The sequence below is a fragment of the Rhodococcus sp. NPDC057529 genome, from assembly GCF_042802055.1.
Lineage (GTDB): Bacteria > Actinomycetota > Actinomycetes > Mycobacteriales > Mycobacteriaceae > Rhodococcus_F.
The window spans coordinates 293150-311734 of sequence record NZ_JBHVEY010000004.1 but is presented as its reverse complement, the minus strand read 5'-3'; the positions used below and the strand labels follow the sequence as shown (position 1 = coordinate 311734).

General features: G+C 68.1%; 20 protein-coding genes. 12 read left to right on the top strand and 8 right to left on the bottom strand.

Features of this window, described 5'->3' with window-relative positions; translation table 11 throughout:
- Positions 1-11 precede the first annotated feature (11 nt).
- Positions 12-1316 (bottom strand): alpha/beta hydrolase, encoded by a 1305-nt coding sequence (locus ACFU5V_RS09770; protein WP_378698735.1) that lies wholly within the window; start codon positions 1314-1316, stop codon positions 12-14.
- Positions 1317-1383: 67 nt separating this feature from the next.
- Here ACFU5V_RS09770 and ACFU5V_RS09765 point away from each other — a divergent pair, with 67 nt between their 5' ends.
- On the top strand, positions 1384-1971 hold the full coding sequence (locus ACFU5V_RS09765) for a phosphoribosylanthranilate isomerase (protein WP_378698733.1): 588 nt from the start codon (positions 1384-1386) through the stop codon (positions 1969-1971).
- 10 nt (positions 1972-1981) lie between these two features.
- On the opposite strand, the gene ACFU5V_RS09760 is transcribed toward ACFU5V_RS09765, so the two are convergent.
- Both ACFU5V_RS09760 and ACFU5V_RS09755 read right to left on the bottom strand, forming a co-directional pair.
- Positions 1982-2878 carry an alpha/beta fold hydrolase gene (locus ACFU5V_RS09760; protein ID WP_378698731.1) on the bottom strand — a complete coding sequence of 299 codons (897 nt, stop codon included), beginning with the start codon at positions 2876-2878 and terminating at the stop codon, positions 1982-1984.
- Positions 2879-2919: 41 nt separating this feature from the next.
- Positions 2920-3558 (bottom strand): alpha/beta fold hydrolase, encoded by a 639-nt coding sequence (locus ACFU5V_RS09755; protein WP_378698729.1) that lies wholly within the window; start codon positions 3556-3558, stop codon positions 2920-2922.
- A 143-nt stretch (positions 3559-3701) separates the two neighbouring features.
- Here ACFU5V_RS09755 and ACFU5V_RS09750 point away from each other — a divergent pair, with 143 nt between their 5' ends.
- The 6 genes from ACFU5V_RS09750 to couL all read left to right on the top strand — a co-directional run bounded on the left by ACFU5V_RS09750 (position 3702) and on the right by couL (position 9012).
- Entirely contained in the window at positions 3702-4208 is a 507-nt protein-coding gene (locus tag ACFU5V_RS09750) for a hypothetical protein (protein ID WP_378432267.1), read from the top strand.
- Positions 4209-4264: 56 nt separating this feature from the next.
- Positions 4265-4471: a hypothetical protein gene (locus ACFU5V_RS09745; RefSeq protein ID WP_072947562.1), complete on the top strand. Its 207-nt coding sequence runs from the start codon at positions 4265-4267 to the stop codon at positions 4469-4471.
- Between the two features lie 31 nt (positions 4472-4502).
- Positions 4503-4658 (top strand): DUF6131 family protein, encoded by a 156-nt coding sequence (locus ACFU5V_RS09740; protein ID WP_378432264.1) that lies wholly within the window; start codon positions 4503-4505, stop codon positions 4656-4658.
- 106 nt (positions 4659-4764) lie between these two features.
- Entirely contained in the window at positions 4765-5931 is a 1167-nt protein-coding gene (gene couH / locus ACFU5V_RS09735; protein ID WP_378698727.1) for a dihydro-p-hydroxycinnamoy-CoA dehydrogenase, read from the top strand.
- Positions 5932-6103: 172 nt separating this feature from the next.
- Positions 6104-7432, top strand: a complete 1329-nt coding sequence (gene couT / locus ACFU5V_RS09730) for a p-hydroxycinnamate MFS transporter (RefSeq protein WP_378698725.1) — start codon at positions 6104-6106, stop codon at positions 7430-7432.
- Positions 7433-7473: 41 nt separating this feature from the next.
- Positions 7474-9012 carry a p-hydroxycinnamoyl-CoA synthetase gene (gene couL / locus ACFU5V_RS09725; RefSeq protein WP_378698723.1) on the top strand — a complete coding sequence of 513 codons (1539 nt, stop codon included), beginning with the start codon at positions 7474-7476 and terminating at the stop codon, positions 9010-9012.
- An 18-nt stretch (positions 9013-9030) separates the two neighbouring features.
- Here couL and ACFU5V_RS09720 read toward each other — a convergent pair whose 3' ends face one another.
- The 4 genes from ACFU5V_RS09720 to couR form a co-directional block, all read right to left on the bottom strand.
- Positions 9031-10800: a CocE/NonD family hydrolase gene (locus ACFU5V_RS09720; protein ID WP_378698721.1), complete on the bottom strand. Its 1770-nt coding sequence runs from the start codon at positions 10798-10800 to the stop codon at positions 9031-9033.
- A complete protein-coding gene (locus tag ACFU5V_RS09715) occupies positions 10797-12122 on the bottom strand; it encodes an MFS transporter (RefSeq protein WP_378698719.1) in 1326 nt (441 codons plus the stop codon). Before ACFU5V_RS09715 ends, ACFU5V_RS09720 begins: the two co-directional genes overlap by 4 nt.
- Before the next feature lie 176 nt (positions 12123-12298).
- Positions 12299-13204: a LysR family transcriptional regulator gene (locus ACFU5V_RS09710; RefSeq protein WP_378698717.1), complete on the bottom strand. Its 906-nt coding sequence runs from the start codon at positions 13202-13204 to the stop codon at positions 12299-12301.
- Positions 13205-13282: 78 nt separating this feature from the next.
- A complete protein-coding gene (couR, locus tag ACFU5V_RS09705; RefSeq protein ID WP_378435002.1) occupies positions 13283-13723 on the bottom strand; it encodes a MarR family transcriptional repressor CouR in 441 nt (146 codons plus the stop codon).
- 113 nt (positions 13724-13836) lie between these two features.
- Here couR and couN point away from each other — a divergent pair, with 113 nt between their 5' ends.
- Genes couN through couM form a run of 3 tightly spaced genes read left to right on the top strand, consistent with a single transcriptional unit; the run spans position 13837 to position 16122 of the window.
- Positions 13837-14748: a 4-hydroxyphenyl-beta-hydroxyacyl-CoA dehydrogenase gene (couN, locus tag ACFU5V_RS09700; protein ID WP_378698715.1), complete on the top strand. Its 912-nt coding sequence runs from the start codon at positions 13837-13839 to the stop codon at positions 14746-14748.
- Positions 14745-15635, top strand: a complete 891-nt coding sequence (gene couO / locus ACFU5V_RS09695) for a 4-hydroxyphenyl-beta-ketoacyl-CoA hydrolase (protein ID WP_378698713.1) — start codon at positions 14745-14747, stop codon at positions 15633-15635. Before couN ends, couO begins: the two co-directional genes overlap by 4 nt.
- A 10-nt stretch (positions 15636-15645) precedes the next feature.
- Complete coding sequence (couM, locus tag ACFU5V_RS09690) at positions 15646-16122, top strand: p-hydroxycinnamoyl-CoA hydratase (protein ID WP_378434996.1); 477 nt, start codon at positions 15646-15648, stop codon at positions 16120-16122.
- Between the two features lie 66 nt (positions 16123-16188).
- Here the strand turns inward: couM and ACFU5V_RS09685 are convergent, their stop codons facing one another.
- On the bottom strand, positions 16189-16365 hold the full coding sequence (locus ACFU5V_RS09685) for a hypothetical protein (RefSeq protein ID WP_378434994.1): 177 nt from the start codon (positions 16363-16365) through the stop codon (positions 16189-16191).
- A gap of 341 nt (positions 16366-16706) precedes the next feature.
- On the opposite strand from ACFU5V_RS09685, the gene ACFU5V_RS09680 reads away from it, so the two are divergent.
- Together ACFU5V_RS09680 and ACFU5V_RS09675 are read left to right on the top strand one after the other, a co-directional pair.
- Positions 16707-17471: a pirin family protein gene (locus tag ACFU5V_RS09680; protein ID WP_378434992.1), complete on the top strand. Its 765-nt coding sequence runs from the start codon at positions 16707-16709 to the stop codon at positions 17469-17471.
- Positions 17472-17562: 91 nt separating this feature from the next.
- Positions 17563-18534, top strand: coding sequence for a protocatechuate dioxygenase (locus ACFU5V_RS09675; RefSeq protein WP_378698710.1), 972 nt, complete (start codon positions 17563-17565; stop codon positions 18532-18534).
- Positions 18535-18585: the final 51 nt, after the last annotated feature.

Sequence of the window (18585 nt, the reverse complement as noted above, 5' to 3'; positions counted from 1 at the left end):
GCGAGGTGTTCTTACGAACCGACCAGCCCCAACCGCTGTGCCAGCCAGGGCAATTCCTTCTCCAACCCGGCGGACCACACGGCGAAGCTGTGTCCGCCCGGCACTTCCACGTACTGCACGTCCATGCCGGCGTTCTTCGCGGCCTGATAGACCTTCTGCGCTCCCGGCTTGTAGGCGTCGTCGTCGCTGCCGATCACGAAGACCCCGGCCGTGTCCGGGTACTTGTTCGACGCCATCAGGTCGAGCGGGTTGACCTTCTCGAACGCCGCCTCGTCACCGCCGAAGCCGTCGTCGAGGGTGCGCTGGTGGTCACCGAGCGTGGGTGCTTCCTGACCCGAGATGTCGAGGAACGTCGGGTACACGTCGGGATAATTGGTGGCCATCTGCAGCGAACAGGTGCCGCCGTAGGACAGGCCGCCGATGGCCCACGCCTCGGGGTCCGGGTTCACCTGCAGGTTCGACTTCACCCAGGCCGGAACGTCCTTCGCCAGATAGGTGGCCACGTTGCCCAGTTTCGAGTCGACGCACAGCGGGTTCGCGATCTGCGAACCGGTGCCGTCCGCCACCACCACGATCGGGGCCAGCCCGTCGTGTTTCGCGGCGAACTCGTTCATCGTGGTGGCGAGTTTGCCTCCGGCGAACCAGTCCTCGGGCGCGCCGGGCTGACCGGCCAGCATCACGAGCACGGGCAGCAGCGGGCGCGGGTTGGCGAAGTAGGCGGGCGGGAGGTAGATCTCGGCGTCGCGGGCGGTGAATCCCGACGCCGTCCCGGGAACGGCCGCCGTCAGCACCCGTCCCTCGCTGGGCATCCCGGGCGGGGCCGTCCACGACGCGTCGAGCGGCGTTCCCGTCACGACGTTCTCGGTGGAGCTGCCGAGGTCGTTCATCTGGACCCGGTCGAACGGCTCCGCCCCGAATGCCGTGCCCACCGTGGGATAAGCGTCGAACACCCAATTGATCTGCGTCGCGGACGCGAGAATCACGGCGAGGACCGCGAGCACCGACCCGACGGCGGCTTTCACTGTCCGGCCCGCACGGATCCGCGGCACGAGCAGGAAGATCGCGAAGAGCCCCAGACCGATCCACACGTAGATGGACATCTCGATGGGGTCGGGGAAAGGCCGGAGAACCTTTTCGACCATCACGTACAGGACGACGGTGACGACCACCGCCACGGCCAGGCAGATCGGAATCGCCTTCCTGCGGTACCACGGGGCGCGGGCGGCGAGCAGCCACACGCCGCCGAGCGCACCGATCACCGTGAGGATCCAGGGCAGGGGCCCGGTGATCACGCTGAGGTCGCTGAGCCAGTCCACCTCACGAAGCCTAGAGCGCGAACCAGCGCCGCGTCGGCGAGTCGGAGCGACCGGTAAAATTGCGCGGGTGACATTCATCAAGGTGTGCGGCCTGCGTGACGAGGCCTCCGTCGATCTGTCCGTGCGCCTCGGTGTGGACGCCGTGGGTTTCGTGTTCGCCGACAGCGTCCGCCGGATCTCCCCCGGCGACGCCGCGCCGCTGGTCCGCCGGGTCGCCGGTCACACCGTCGCGGTCGGTGTGTTCAAGGGGAGTTCTGTCGCGGAGGTGATCGAGGTCGCCGCCGCGGCCGGGCTCGGCACCGTCCAGGTGCACGACCTGACCTCCGCCGACGACGTCACCCGGTTGCGGGAGGCGGGGCTCCGCGTGATCCGTGCCGTCGTCGCCGGTGACACCTCGGGCGATTTCGGAGCAGACCGCGTCCTCGTCGACGGGGCCACCGCCGGGGCCGGGGTGCCCTGGGACTGGGCGAACCAGAGCAGACCGGACGGCGAATGGATCCTCGCCGGCGGTCTTCATCCGGGCAACGTGCGCGCCGCCGTCGACGCGACCGGCGCGTGGGGTGTCGACGTGTCGAGCGGGGTCGAATCGTCCCGCGGGGTGAAGGATGCGGCGTTGATCGAGCAGTTCGTCGCCGCCGTGCGGTCCGGCGACTGAATCAGTTGATTCAGCCCGGCATCCCGGCCACGGAATCCTCCACGTCCCACGACGCGAGCACCGTCCGGATACCGACGACCAGCGCGAGCGGCTGATCGATCATCACGTGGTGTCCGGCGTCGGGGATCTCGACGACCACCGCGGTCGGCCCGAATCGGCTGCGCATGCTGTCCATCATGGCGTCGGTGACGATGCCGTTCTCGGCGCGGAAGTAGGCGAGGCGGCAGCGCGGGTCGGACGCGCCCAGATGGCCGCTGCCCTCGCGGGAGAAGAACGAGGAATCGAACTTCCACGACCACCCGCCGTCCACCTCCTCCATCGAGGTCTCCGCGACGTGGCGCAGGACGGCGGGCACCGCGGTGTCCTGCGGCGGGACGAACCGGAACCGCTGCAGCGCCACCTCCCGGGACGGGTAGACCTTCTTCGGACCGAATGCCCGCTGTTTCCGCGCTTCTTCCTCTTCCGGCGTGCGCGCGAGGACGGGCGAATCGATCAGCTGGACACCGGCCAGGTCCTCGCCGAACAGTTGCGCGGCCACGTACGACACCATTCCGCCCATGCTGTGCCCGACCAGCACCGGCGCGCCCGAGATGCCCGCCGGTTTGGCGACGGCGAGGGCTTCCTCCGCCCACCGTTCCAATCCGTACTCCTGCCGGCGGTCGCTGTCGCCGTGCCCGGTGAGGTCGAGTGCGACGACGCGGCGGCCCGTGGCCAGCATGGGTGCCACATGGTCCCACCACCGGCTGTGGGCGGCGCCGCCGTGGACGAGCACGAGCCCGGGCGTGCCCGTCGGGCCCCACGCGCGGTAGTGGACCTCCGCACCGGCGACGTCCACCCGGCCGATGTCGACCGGGGCCGCCACTGCCGTGGTGAACCACTGGGGCGCGTCCGACTGCTCGTTGCTCATTCACCGAACATACCGACCACGGGCGGACGCTCTCGGCCGGCCTACAGAAGGTCCAGCATGGCCGCGACCGCGCGTTCGACCACCGGGAACCTGTCCGGGGCCAGATCGTGCCGGGCGCCCTCGAGTTCGACGAGCGTCGTCCGGGCGGGGATCAGTGCGAGTGCCGACCGCATTTCGCCGGGGGTCGCGAACGGGTCCTTCGACCCGTGCACCACCACGGCCGGGGTGTGGAGGCCGGGCAGGTGCTCGGTGCGGAGTTTCTCCGGCTTGGCCGGTGGATGCAGCGGGTACGACAGCAGGAGCAGGGCGTCGACGAGACCCGGACGCTCCGAGGCGAGCATGGACGCCTGACGCCCGCCGTACGAGTGCCCGCCCGCCCACACCGGCGCCGGCACCAACTCCCGCATCACGGCCACCGCGGCCGCGACGCCCTCCCGGTCCTCCGCTGCCTTCGACGGGTGCGGCGGGCCCGACGCGCGGCGCTGCCGGAACGGGAGGTCGAACCGCAGGACCGCCACCCCCCGCCGCACGAACCCCTCGGTCACGGCCAGCAACAGCTTTGTGTCGCAGTCACTTCCTGCCCCGTGTGTCAGGACCAGCCCGGCCGACGCGTCTCCCGCGGGGCGGTGGAGTCGTCCGCGCACGCCGTCGCGTTCCAGCAACTCGCTCATGCGGTTCACGGTAGTGGAATGCAGGGTACTTCCAGCACTCCGGCTGCCGGTCCTGCCTGCCGGACCTGCCCGTTTGATTGCGATTGGCTCACGGTCTGTTTGCCGGGTTTGCGGGCTGGGTACTTCAACAACACGACTGCTGGGAGTAGCCAATGGACACCATGACCATCATCTGGATCATCGTCGCGATCGTCGTCGTACTCGCCGTGGCCGCGCTGCTCATTGCGGCGTCCCGCAAGCGCAACGCGCGCCGCCACCAGGAGGCCGACAGCATCCGCGCGAAGGCGCAGGAGCAGACATCCGTCGTCGAGAAGCGCGAAGCGCTGGCCGAGGAGACCGCGGCCAATGCACGGAAGGCCCAGGCAGAAGCGGAAGCGAAAGCCGCCGAGGCCAAGCGACTACAGGTCGATGCGCAGACTCACCAGAACACGGCGACCACGTCTCGTGACGACCTGAAGAAGGAGTGGAAGAGGGCGGACGAGCTCGATCCCGAGGTCAAGACGACGGGTGCCGCCCCGAACGACGCCCGCACCACCGACGCCCGGGCCGCGGACGCCCGCACCACCGACGGCGGACCGGCCAACGCCCGGCCCGACGGCACGAGCTCCACGAATACCCATGGAGCACACGCGAAGCCGACCGACACGTCGTCGACATAGCGTTCGGGTACGACAGGTTCACCGGCCCGGTGCCGGTGCCCACACGGAGGTCGGAAATGCGTATCGGACGGCTCCTGTCGCTGATCGTGATCATCTGGCTGATCATCGGCGCCATCGCCGTGTTCCAGCGCGGCTATTTCAAGGACGCGCAGGCCGATTGTGCCAGCGCCGGAACGATCGCCGTCACCGTGATCGCCGGGCCGCTCAACTATGCGGGCGTCAACCCGAAGATCGATTGCGAAGTGCCGCAACCGAGTCAGTAGTTCCAAGCAGTCAACCGAAAGAGGGAAGACCGTGATCGTTCTCGGACTCATCCTGCTCGTCATCGGCCTCGTCGCGGGGATCTCGATTCTCACGACGATCGGAATCATCCTCCTCGTCATCGGCCTCGTACTCCTGCTGCTGGGCACGACGGGCCGCGCGGTCGGTGGGCGGAAGTACTGGTATTGACGCCGCCGAACATCCTTAATCATTGACTTTATCAATGATTGATAGATAGGTTCCTTTCGGGTATGCAGGCGTGCGACGCACGCCTGCCGACGAAAGGAACCTTTCAATGTCTCCGGTTGCACTGGAACGGACCATTTTCGACGCCGATCACGATGCGTTCCGGGACACGGTGCGCCGGTTCGCCGAACGTGATGTCGCCCCGCATCTTCGCGAATGGGCGGATGCGGGGCGGGTCGACCGGGACGTCTACCGTCAGGCCGGCAAGCTCGGCATCCTCGGGATCAACATCGAGGAGCGATTCGCGGGCGGCGGAACCGACGACTTCCGTTTCAACGCCATCGTCATCGAAGAACTCTGCCGCGTCGGGGCACCCGCCGTCGTGATGGGCCTGGCCGGCATCAACGACCTCGTCACGCCCTACCTCACCTCACTGGCGAACGAGGAGCAGAAGCACCGATTCCTGACACCGCTGTGCACCGGCGAGAAGATCGGCGCGATCGCCATGACCGAGCCGGGCGCAGGTAGCGACCTGGCCGCGATCTCCACGACCGCCGTCGCCGACGGCGACGACCTGGTCCTGAACGGCACCAAGATCTTCATCAGCAACGGCATGCTCGCCGACTTCGTGATCGTCGCGGCCAAGACGGATCCGGCCGCGGGCAAGAAGGGCATGAGCCTGCTGGTGGTCGAAACCGGAATGGCCGGATTCACCCGCAACGGCCCACTGCACAAGGTCGGACTGAGCGCCCAGGACACGGCGGAACTCGTGTTCGACGACGTCCGCGTCCCCCGCGAGAACGTCCTCGGAGAACCGAACGCCGGCTTCGGCTATCTGCGCCACAATCTGCCCCAGGAGCGCCTCAGCGTGGCGGTCACGTCCATGGCGTCCACGCGACGCACGTTCGATCGGGCGCTGACGTACAGCTGCGACCGCACGGCGTTCGGCCGGCGGGTGGCCGACTTCCAGGCCAACCGCTTCTACCTCGCGGAACTCGCCACCGAGATGGAGATCGCGCAGTGCTTCACCGACCGCTGCATCCTCGACGCCGCGCACGGAACGCTCGACGAGGTGACCGCGGCGATGGCCAAATGGTGGATCACCGAGCTGCAGCAGCGGGTCGTCCAGCGGGCGGTCCAGCTGCACGGCGGCTACGGATACATGCGCGAGTACGACGTCGCGCAGGACTATCTCGACTGTCGCGGCGGCCCGATCTACGCCGGCACCACCGAGATCATGAAGGAGATCATCGGGCGCAGGCTCATCCGTTCCTGACGGATCCGGTTGCCCGCGTAGGCGATTCATGCCGGCGCAGATGCCGTCTGCGGCCGCACTCTCAGAAGCGTTGCCAATCTCTTCCATTGACAACTTCAATGATTAATGTTTAATTGTGATCCGCGCTACACGCGCTCCGCTCTGTTGTCCCACGCTCGGCCAAGGAGTATCGATGACGGTCACCGCCACCGCCGGCACCATGTCGGCCACCCGACGCAAGAAGGAAGTTCGCAGGGTGATCCTGTCGAGCTACCTGGGCAGCACCATCGAGTTCTACGACTTCCTGCTCTACGCCACTGCGGCGTCCCTCGTCTTCGGCCCGGTGTTCTTCGCCGGACTGGACCCCCTCGGCGCGACCATCGCGTCGATGGGCACGTTCGCCGCCGGCTACGTCGCCCGCCCACTGGGCGGAATCGTCTTCGGCCACTTCGGCGACACCGTCGGCCGCAAGGCCATGCTGCTGATCTCGATGACCGTCATGGGCATCGCCTCGTTCGCGATCGGGCTCATTCCCCCACCCGAGATGATCGGGTCCTGGGCGGCGGTGCTGCTCGTCCTGCTCCGCGTCTGCCAGGGTCTGGCGGTCGGCGGCGAATGGGGTGGCGCAGCGCTGATGTCGCTCGAGCACGCCGAGTCCGGCAAGCGCGGGTTCGCCGCCGCGTTCACCAACGCGGGCGCGCCGACCGGCGCCCTGCTCGGCACCCTCGCCCTGGCCGCCGTCTCACTGCTGCCCGACGAGCAGTTCCTGACGTGGGGCTGGCGCATCCCGTTCCTGATCTCGGCGCTCATGCTGGCACTCGGCCTGTTCATCCGGTCGAAGGTGTCGGAGAGCCCGCTGTTCACGGCGGCCCTGAAGGAGAGCGCGAAGAAGGAGACCGCCCCGCCGATCGTCACGATCCTGAAGCGGCCCCGTGCGGTCGTCGTGGCGTCGATGTCCTGCATCGCAAGCTTCGGAATGCAGACGGCGTTCACCACGTTCGCCATCACCTACGCCGTGTCGAGCGGCGCCCCGCGGTCCGACGCGCTGCTGGCGTTCTCCTTCTGCCAGTTCTGTGCGATCTTCCTGGTCCTCGGATCGGCTCGGCTGTCCGACCGGATCGGCCGCAGGCCGGTCATGCTCGCGGGACTCGCGGCGATGATCGTCAGCGTCTACCCGCTGTTCCTGCTGCTGAGCACCGGAGAGTTCCTGTTCATCGCACTCGCCTTCGTCGGCTACACCCTGTGCCATTCGGCCACCTACGGTCCGATGGCCGCATTCATCTCCGAGCAGTTCGGCACGCGGGCGCGCTACACCGGGGCGTCGCTCGGATACCAGCTGGCCACCCTCGTCGGAGCAGGCTTCACCCCCGTCATCCTGGCGTCGCTGTTCGCGTCGTCCGGCAAGTCGATCCTCCCGGTCGGGCTGTTCGTCATCGCACTGTGCGTGGTCAGCGCCGCCTTCCTCGTCGCAACGAAGGAAAGCAAGGACAACGACCTGAGCGCCGACACCCCGTCGGCCTGACCCGAGCCCGAGAGTAGTTTCGAAGAGAACGAGGAGTCACCATGGACAACGAAGGTATCGGCTCGTGGCTCGAGCGCCGCATCACCATGACACCGAAGAACGAGGCGCTCGTCTTCGACGGACGAGCCGTCACCTACGAGGAAATGACCCTGCGGACCCGCCGGCTCGCCCACGGCCTGCGCGCCCTCGGCGTCGAGAAGGGTGACTGCGTAGGCTTCTTCGGGTTCAACGACCCCGCGGCGCTCGAGGTGATGTTCGCCGCCGGGCTGCTCGGCGCCACATATCTCCCACTCAACGCCCGCCTCACCGCCGAGGAAGCGCGCTACGTGCTCGGCGACTCCCATTGCACCACAGTGATCTTCGGTGACCAGCAGGCCGGCGTCGCACAGGAACTCGCACGGTCGGACTCCCCGGTCACCACCTGGATCGGGCTGACCGACTCCTGGTCCGCCCACACCTACGACAGTGTGCGCACCGGGCAGCCGGACACCCGCATCGACGAGCAGGTGGGCCTCGACGACCTGTCGGTGCTCATGTACTCGTCGGGCACCACCGGCGCACCGAAGGGTGTCATGCTCAGCCACGGAAACATGCTGTGGAACGCCATGAACCAGCTTCTCGCCCAAGACATGACGTCCAGGGAACGCACGCTGTCGGTGGCGCCGCTCTTCCACATCGGCGGAATCGGCGGAGCCGTCACACCGACCCTGCTGTCCGGCGGCACGGTCGTGCTGCTGCGCAAGTTCGATGCCGGCGCCGTCCTCGACACGATCGAGAAGGAGCGCATCACCACATTCTTCGCGGTCCCCACGATGATCCAGGAACTGTGGCACCACCCCCGGTTCGCGGACGCCGACCTGTCCAGCCTGCGGGCCATCTGCGTCGCCGGGGCTCCCCTCCCCGAAGCGCTGATCTCGCCGTGGCAGGAACGCGGCGTCGCGATCGCGCAGGCGTACGGGCTGACGGAAACCGCGCCGTCGGTGACGATGCTGTCGGGGGACGACGTCCGCGCGAAGGTCGGATCCGCGGGCAAGCGGACGTTCTTCACCGACGTCGACGTCGTCCGCCCGGACGGGTCGAGTGCCGAACCGAACGAGATCGGTGAGATCGTCGCGAAGGGGCCGAACGTGATGCTCGGCTACCTGAATCAGCCCGAGGCGACCTCCCGCACCATCGTGGGCGGGTGGCTGCACACCGGCGACGCCGGCTACTTCGACGACGACGGCTTCCTCTTCATCTGCGACCGCTACAAGGACATGTACATCTCGGGCGGCGAGAACGTCTACCCCGCCGAGGTCGAGGCGGCGCTGCTGAAGCTGGACGGCATCCGGGAGGCGGCGGTGATCGGCGTCCCGCACGAGAAGTGGGGCGAGACCGGCATGGCATTCGTCGTCGGCGCCGACGGCACCACCCTCGACGAGGACACGGTGCGCGCCCGGCTGCGAGAGAAGCTCGCGGGGTTCAAGATTCCCACGTTCGTGCGGATCGCGGAGGCCCTCCCCCGCACCGCGACCGGCAAGATCCGCAAACCCGACCTGCGAACCTCCGCCCGTGAGTACTTGTCAACCGCCGGCGGTTAACAAGTACTCACGGGTGCGTCAGCGCACGACCGGCAGCGACACCCGGCTGGGGTACCGCGCCCCCGTGTGCACGTGCTGGTGGGCGATCACGAATTCGTCCGAATCGTAGGCGGATTCGCCGGTGTTGAGGTTGCGGTCCCAGCGGGGATGGTTGCTGGACGTCACCTGGACGCGGATCCGCTCACCGGGCTGGAACGTGACGGCCGTGGACCACAGGTCGATCGCGTACTCGTACACCTTCCCGGGCTCGAGCAGGCTCGGCTCGGCGGACGTGTAGGTTCCGGGCGTCCGGTAGGAGTCGCGGTAGCGGGCCCGCACCATGCCGTCGGTGAGGGTGATCGACGTGCCGTCCGCGGTGACGCGGCACAGCCTGACGACGAAGTCGGTGTCGACGGCACTCGACGACGCGAACAGCGTCGCGGACACCCGGCCGATCACGGTCAACGGTTCGGTGAGGACCTCGCCGGTGAACACGAGGACGTCGTCGCGGGATTCGACTCGGCCCTGCTCCAGCGCTCCGGGTGCGAAGGTTCCCGGCATCATCGTCGCCCCACCGACCGTCGGTACCGGATCCGCCGGGTCGTAGTCGTAGTCGACGCGTCCTTCCGTCCGTTCTGCTTCCGGGGCGAGGGTTCCGCCGGGGGCGAGGAACAGGTCGGCGGTGCGGGTGGGTTCCGGGAAGCGGTCGTACGTCCGCCACCGGTTCTCCCCCATCACGAAGATCCGGACCCGCGGCAGGTCGGGTTCCTCGTCGCCGAGCACCGCCGCGTACCACTGGGCGTGCACCGACGACAGGTCCTGACCCGAGTCGAGCACCGCCTGGTTGGCCGGGCTGCCGAACACCACCGACCCGCCGAGCCCGGAGAAGTTGGTGTGACTCCACGGGCCCAGAATCAGGTACGGCGCGGGGGCCGCACCGGAATCGCTGTGGGCGAGTTGGCCGAAGTACTGGTCGAGGGTGCTGTTGACGAAGATGTCGTACCACCCGCCGATGTGCAGCGTGGGGAGGTCGACGGCCCGCCCGCTCGCACTGTCCCACAGGTCGCGGCTGGGGTGGTCGATCGCGAATCCGAGCGATTCGACGATCGGCGACGCGAAGAACGCGGGGGCATCGACGGCCAGGTCGCGCAGGGGCAGGCTGTCGAAGTACGCGTCCTCGGACATCGCCCGATCGATCCGCGACCACGACGCCCATTCGCGTTCTGCGCGTGCGGGATCCGTGCGGGACAGTTTCGTGATCTCCGCCGGTCCTGCCGACAGGTGCCCCCATCCGAGCCGGGCGCCGAATTCGACCGCGCCCCCGCGCACGAGACCGCCGGACCGCGCGTTGCCGCCTGCCGAGATTCCCGGGGCGATGCCGCGCAGGGCGGGCGGCTTCTCCTGGGCTGCGCGCCACTGCGTTTCGGCGAAGTACGACCTTCCCCACATGCCGACGACTCCGGACGAGTACGGCAGTTCGGCGGCCCACTGCACGGTGTCGTAGCCGTCCGGGCCTTCGTTCTCGGACGGCACGAAGTCGCCGTCGGAGCCGAACCGGCCGCGGACGTCCTGCATGATCACCACGAAACCGCCGGCGGCGACCGTGTTGGGGTTGAGATAGCCGGAGTTGACGGACAGGTCGCGGCCGTACGGGGTGCGGGTGAGCAGCACCGGGAAGCGGCCACTGGCATTCGGGCGGTAGACGGTCGAGCTGAGGACGACGCCGTCCCGCATCGTCGCCTCGACATCGTTCTCGATCAGTACATCGTGTTTCACAGGGTGGGTCGCTTTCGACGGGAGGTGGGTCATCGGCCGAGGTCGGTGGTGCTGGTCCGGTAGGTTTCGCGGACCGTGAGGGTGGTGAGGGCGCTGACCAGGCAGCAGCCCGCGGTGAACGCAGCCACGGGTATCCAGCCGTTCGGTCCGGGCCGGACCAGGGTCGCGGCGATGGTGGGGGCGAAACCGGTGGCCACCAGGGCCAGCTGCCCGGAGATCGCCATGCCCGAGTACCGGATGCGCGTCTCAAACATCTCGGCGTACAGCGCGGGGCCGACGGCGTTGACGAGCGAATAGCCGACCACCATCACGATGCACGCGGTGATCAGGATCAGGGCGGTCGAACGCTGGCTGATCGCCCAGAAGAACCCGGAGACGGAGACCGCGCAGACGAGGTTGCCGGTGATGAAGACCGGTTTGCGGCCGATCCGGTCGGCGAGGATCCCTGCGGCAGGTTGCGCGACGAGGGCGAGCGCGGCGGTGAGGACGGTGGCTCCCACCATGACGGTGCGGGACACACCGGCTTCGTGGGTGCCCCACGACAGGGCGAAGGCGCTGAAGATGGTGGACACCACCGCGAACAGTCCGCAGCCCACTACCCGCAGCACGCTCGGCCAGTGGTCGCGGAAGATCACCTTCGCCGGCATCTCCTTCGGCCCGTCGGTGGACACGGCCTCCTCGAACACCTCGCTCTCGGGCAGCATCCGGCGGATCACGAGACCCGCGAGTGCGACGAACACGCTGAGCAGGAACGGGATACGCCATCCCCAGTCGAGGAAGGCGTCCTCGGGCAGCCCGGAGAACACGAGGACCACGAGCGACGCCAGCAGCATGCCGGCAGCCGCACCGGTGTTCACCCAGCTCGCCGCGAGCGCGCGGCGGCCAGCGGGTGCGTGTTCGAGGGCCAGCGAAGCCGCTCCCGCCGATTCCCCCGCCGCCGACGCGCCCTGGACGGCCCGGAGCAGGACCAGCAGGATCGGCGCGGCGACGCCGATCGCCCCGTAGGTGGGCAGGCAGCCGATGAGCGCCGTGGCCACGCCCATCATCACGAGCGTCACCACCAGCATCCGCTTGCGTCCGAGCGTGTCCCCGAAGTGCCCGAAGACGAGGGCCGCGAGCGGCCGGACGACGTACCCGATCCCGATGGTCGCCATCGACACGATGGTTCCCCAGAACGAACCGAGGTCCGGAAAGAACAGGGTGTTGAACGCGAGCGCGGAGAAGGAGGCGTAGATGAAGAAGTCGTAGTACTCGAGGGTGCTGCCCACGAAGGAGGCCAGGGCGGCCCGGCGCGCGTGGGGCGACCGGGCGTTCGCGTCGGCGCGTACGGCGCGGCCGTCGAATGTGGAAGTCATGTGGTTCCTACCTGAAAGTGAAGGGCTTCCGGGAGTTCGGAGAGGCCTCGAGGTGGGTGCGACACCGGGGACCGGGAGTTGTCCAGGTCACATCTGTTGCCGCCGAGGGAGACTCTGCCAAAGAAACCGATCACCGTCCAAGAGCAGTATCGGCAGTGATTGATAACCGATCTTTATTATTCGTCGGAGACGGCGCCCGGCGTCGGCAGCACCTCGGCGGCGAGGTCGAGAACCGTCTGTACGACCGGTGACACGGGACGGTCCGACCAGGCCAGCGCCGCCCGGACCTCGAATCGCCCGGCGTCGAGGGGAATCAGCACTACCCGATTGGGATACGTCTGCACGTCGCCGGGCACGAGCGCGACGCCGACCCCTGCCGCGACGAGGGCGGTCAGGACGATGCCGTCGGTGGTCTCCTGCACGATGTTCGGCGTGAACCCGGCATCCCGGCACGCGGCGAGCAGATCCCGGCGGAGCGTGGATCCGGTGGCGGCGGGGTTCGCGACGAACGTTTCCTCCCGCAGCTCCGCGAGGTCGATCGACTTCCGTTCGGCGAGTGGGTGATCGCTCGGGAGCAGCGCGCTGAGGTACTCCACCGAGATCTGCCGCGTGAGCACGTGGGGGTGCGAGACCGCGTCGGAGACGATCCCGAGGTCCAGTTGCCCCTCCCAGATCTCGTCGAGGATCTGCCCACTCACCGTCGCCCCCTCGAGGACGAGGTCGATCAGGGGGTACCGGCGGCGCACCGACCTTGCCAGAGAGGACAATTCGGTCTGCCCGTAGGCCCCGCTGAAGCCGACCCGGACGCGCCCCTCGACCTCCGGATCCGCGATCACCGCGGCATCGACGGCGCGGTCGATCCCGGCGAGGGCGTCCTTGCACGGCTGCAGGAAGCGCTCGCCCGCCGCGGTGAGCCGGACCGAGCGCGTGGTGCGGTCGAACAGTTTCACGCCGAGACGCTTCTCGAGTTGCTGCACCTGCTGGCTCACCGCCGGTTGCGCGATGTGCAGCACCTCCGCGGCCCGGCCGTAGTTGAGTTCCTCGGCGACCGCGACGAACGACTTCATCCAGCGGATTTCCACGGCCGGTCAGTCCACCACGAACGCCGTGAGGAGCACCTCGCCGGGCGGGGCCGGGGCGAGCAGGTCGGTCATCGCGCCCTACTCGGGAAGTGCGGGAAAGGCGATGCTCTGCAACGTGTCCCGCATCTGATTCACGACCGATTCGGGGATGCCCTCGAAATAGCGCCCGTGGGCGGCGTCGACCCGAGCCTTGGCGTCGTCGCGGAGCCGCCTGCCCTCGTCGGTCGCGGCGATCAGTTTGTTGCGGCGGTCGGAGGGGTCGAGGGTGCGCACGACGAGTCCGCGTTCCTCGAGTTCGTCGACGAGCCCCACGATCTGGCTGGGGTCGAGGCCCATGGTGGCGGCCACTCCGCGCTGGTTGACGCCCTCGGCCTGTTCGCACGCGAGGACCAGGACCGAGTAGGACCGCACCCGCAGCCCGGTGGGGACGAGGGCCTTGTTCACCGAGCCCAGCACCATTCCGCCGACGCGGGAGAGCAGGAACCCGATGTCGTCCGATAACGCCTGCGTCTCTGCCATGCGACGACCCCCTTCCGATGAGTGTCGCTAGAGTAGCAGATCTTAATGATTGACTTTCTCAATCATCAATGATTACGTGTGATTCAGCGAACACGACCTCAGGAGAATCAGACATGGACCTCACCGACAAAGTCGCCGTCGTCACCGGCAGCGGACAGGGCCTCGGGCTCGCCTACGCCAAGGACCTGGCCCGCCACGGCGCCGCGGTCGTGATCAACGACGTCAACCAGGCCACCGCCGACGCCGCCGTCGCCGACATCACCGCCGCGGGCGGCCGCGCCGTCGCCGTCGTCGCCCCGGTCGGCAGCACCGAGACCGCCCGGGCCCTCGTCACGGGCGCGGTCGACGCGTTCGGGCGCCTCGACGTCATGGTCACCAACGCCGGCATCCTCCGCGACACGGTGCTGTGGAAGATGACCGACGACGACTTCGACGCCGTCGTCGGCGTGCACCTGCGCGGCACGTTCACGTGTGTCCGGGAGGCGGTCCTCCGGTTCCGCGAACAGGGCGACGGTGGTCGCATCGTCTGTATCGGCTCCCCCGCCGGCCAGCGCGGCAATTTCGGGCAGACCAACTACTCGGGCGCCAAGGCCGGCATCGTCGGCATGGTCCGCACGTGGGCGCTCGAACTGCAGCGCGCCGGTATCACCGCCAACGCCGTCTGCCCCGTCGCCGCGACCGCGATGACCGAGACCGTCCCGTTCCTCGCCCCCTACATCGAGGGCATGAAGAACGGCGAACCGCTGCCCGACATCATCCGCCGCGAGGTGGGGATGGGCACCCCCGACGACGCCGCGGGCATCATCTCGTTCCTCGCCTCCGACGCCGCAGCCGACATCACCGGACAGGCCTTCGCCGTCGGCGGCGACCGCCTCGCACTCTGGTCGCACCCCGAACTCACCGCCGTCGAGCACCACGACGGCGGCTGGTCGGCCGACGACATCGCCGCCCAGTGGCCCCGGACGTTCGGCGAGTCGGTGCAGTCCGTCGGCGAGGAGTTCCCCGAGGAGTTGATGGCGAAATGAGCCGCTACGAGTACGGCATCGACTTCGACACGATCGACGCCATCGACATCCACACCCACGTCGAGATCGACGGCTGCGGACACCGGTCCCTCGACGACGAGCTGATGGCCGCCTCGGAGAAGTACTTCAAATCCGGCGAGGAACGCACCCCGACCATCGACGCGATCGCCGACCACTACCGGGCCCGCAACATGGCCGCGGTCGTGTTCACCGTCGATGCCGCCTCGGCCAGCGGACACTCCGCCAACTCCGTCGAGGAGATCGCCGAGGGCGCGGCCCGCCACAACGACGTCCTCATCCCCTTCGGATCCGTCGACCCCTGGCAGGGCAAGGCCGCCGTCCGCCGCGTCCACCGCCTCGTCGACCACTACGGCGTCAAGGGCTTCAAATTTCACCCCAGCATGCAGGGCTTCGAACCGAACGACCGCCGGTTCTACCCGCTGTACGAGGCCATCACCGAGGCCGGCGTCCCCGCCCTGTTCCACACCGGGCAGACCGGCATCGGCGCCGGGCTGCCCGGCGGCCACGGCATCAAACTGCGCTACTCCGACCCGATGCTCCTCGACGACGTCGCCGCCGACTTCCCCGACCTCACCGTGATCATGGCCCACCCCGCCGTCCCGTGGGTCGACGCGCAGATCTCCATCGCCACACACAAGGCCAACGTCTACATCGACCTGTCCGGATGGTCGCCGAAGTACTTCCCGCCGCAGCTGGTCAAGGCCGCCAACAGCATGCTCCGCGGCAAGGTGCTGTTCGGGTCCGACTTCCCCGTCATCCAGGTCGACCGCTGGATCACGGACTTCGAGAACCTCGACATCAAGCCGGAGGTCGCGCCGCTGATCTTCAAACAGAACGCCCTGCGTGTTCTCGGTATCAAAGACTAGGAGCCCTGACATGAGCACCACCGCCACCACCACCCGGGTCGCCACCCTCGCCGACCTCGCCGCACTCGAGGGCACGCCGCTGGGCACCAGCTCGTGGATCGACATCCCGCAGCAGCGGATCGACACGTTCGCCGACGCCACCGACGACCACCAGTGGATCCACGTCGACCCCGAACGCGCCCGGGCCGAGAGCCCGTTCGGCGGTCCCATCGCCCACGGGTACCTCACGTTGTCGCTGATCATCCCCATGTGGGACGAGATCCTGACCGTCGACAGCGTGACCATGGCCGTCAACTACGGGCTGAACAAGGTCCGGTTCACCAGCCCCGTGCCCGCCGAGGGACGCGTCCGGCTCAGCGCGACGCTGCAGTCCGTCGAGGACTTGCCCAAGGGCGGCGTCCAGGTGACGGTCGCGGGGCAGATCGAACTCGAGGGCAGCGAGCGTCCCGCGGTAGTCGTCGAGGCCGTGTACCGCTTCTTCGAGTGACCCAGCTGTGAGTACTTGTTAACCGCCCGACGTTAACAAGTACTCACGGGCGGCGAAGCCGCACCACTACTCGGGCGCCTGGTCGTCAGGCTCGACCTGCTCCTCCTGCTCGCGCTCGGACGCGTTGCCGGCGATTCCCTTCGCCTCGCGTTCGGCCGCCAGCCGGTCTTCCATGTCGTCGACGAGGTCTGCGATCCGCTGGTGTTCGGGGAGCTGATCGTGTCGATCCGGATTCGCCTTCATCACGCTCCTTCCGCCGGGTGCGACGTGCCGCAACCTGCGACTCCTGGGCGCACAATTCGAACTGTACGCCGCGGGCCCGGCGGAAGCGGGCATTCGTGGCGGTACGAACTGGACGGCCGTCTTTCGCAAATTCGAACCTACGGCGAAACCCGTTGCCGAACAGCATCTTACGGCCCACAAATCCCCCAATGCCGCACTGCGCAACATCATTTCGGGTTCGACGCGGACACCTTCACCGCGACGAGCGGGCGATGAATTCGATGCACAATCGACACCGTCTCGCGAGTACCCGCAGCCGGCACCTCGTACTCTGGACCGGTACCGCCCGAAGGAGGACCGATATGCCAGCAGTCACCACACCTCACGTCTACGTTCATCGCGCCGGCGATCGGCTGAAAACCAAGATTTCCTGGTTGGATTCGAAGCACTCGTTCTCCTTCGGCCAGCACTACGACCCCGACAACACGCACCACGGACTGCTCCTCGTCAACAACGACGACACCGTGCTCCCCGGTCAGGGATTCGACACCCATCCACACAAGGACATGGAGATCGTCACCTGGGTGCTGCGCGGCTCGCTCGTCCACCAGGACTCGATCGGCCACTCCGGCATCATCTATCCCGGCCTTGCGCAACGCATGAGCGCAGGCAAGGGCATCATGCATTCCGAGAAGAACGACAGCTGGCGCCTCGCCGGCGAGCAGCACCACGAGCCGGTGCATTTCGTCCAGATGTGGGTGGTACCCGACGAACCCGGACTCGCGCCAAGCTACGAACAACTCGAGATCGAGGACGAGATCCTCACAGGCGGGCTGGTGCCCGTTGCGTCCGGAATGCCGGAATACAAGGACAATTCGGCGATCCGGATCAACAACAAGCACGCGGCGCTGCACGTCGCGCGACTCTTCCCCGGCGCACCGGTGACCCTTCCCGAAGCGCCGTTCCTCCACGTGTTCGTCGCCCGGGGCACCGCGGAGATGGAGGGTGTCGGCACTCTGTACGAGGGCGACGCCGTCCGGTTGAGCGCCTCCGGTGGCCAGCAGCTCTCCTCCCACTCCGGCGCCGAGGTGCTCGTCTGGGAGATGCACGCCCGCCTCGGCGGCTGAGTTCCCAGCGGGTTCACAGCCGGGCGGAACGCCGCGCGCAGGTTCGTGCGCCACGATCGAGGCACAGCCCGATCATGGAGAGGTACCCATTGTGAACAAGGACGTCGAGAAGAGCCGGCTGCGCATCAGCCGCCGCCGCGCATTTGCGGTCGGGGGAACGGTGAGTCTGGGTGGGCTCATCGCCGCCTGCACCGGGAACGGGAGCAGCGGCACGTCGGCGCCGGCCACGTCGACCGCGGCCGCGTCGAGTGCGACGAGCGCCGACGCGGTGACGGCCCTGCTCGACCAGGCGCCGCAGTGCGTGATGGCCGTCGAGGAGACGCAGGGACCGTACTGGTTCGACGTCGACTCCATCCGCAGCGACATCCGCGAAGACCGGCCGGGAACGAACCTGCAGCTCGCACTGCGGGTGCAGGACCTGACGAACTGTTCCGCGGACGGCTCCGCCGCGGTCGTGAGCAACGCCGTCGTGGAGATCTGGCACTGCGACGCGGGCGGCGTGTACTCCGGCTTCGAGTCGGGCTCGAAGGCGGCGGACCTCGGCGGCAACGGCCCGCCCGCCGGAGCACCGCCGGCAGGCGGGCCCGGCGACGGTGGCCAGCCCCCGGCCGGAGGTCCGGGTGGTCCGGGTGGTGCGGGCCAAGGCGGTCCCGGCGGCGACATGTCCGGCGGCTCGGGTGAGACGTCCGACGGGTCCTACAGCGTCGGCGACAGCGAGGCCACCACCACGGACGACGGCATGTACCTTCGCGGCGCCCAGACGACGGACGCGAACGGCATCGCCCAGTTCACCACCGTCTTCCCCGGCTGGTACACCGGCCGGACCACGCACATCCATCTCAAGGTGCACATCGACAAGAAGACGGTGCTCACCACCCAGCTGTTCTTCGACGAGGCACTGCTCGACGAGGTGTACGCGACGGCGCCGTACTCCGACCACACCGGACGGGAGAACAACGTGACCAACGCCACGGACGGCATCTACGACGCCGCCGGCCTGCTGACCGTCGCCACGCAGTCGGACGGCTACCTCGCGGCGATCAACCTCGGCATCGACGTCTGACCGCTCCCCGGTCCTGTGTTTCGCCCTGAGCGCAGTGGTGGACCTGTCGAC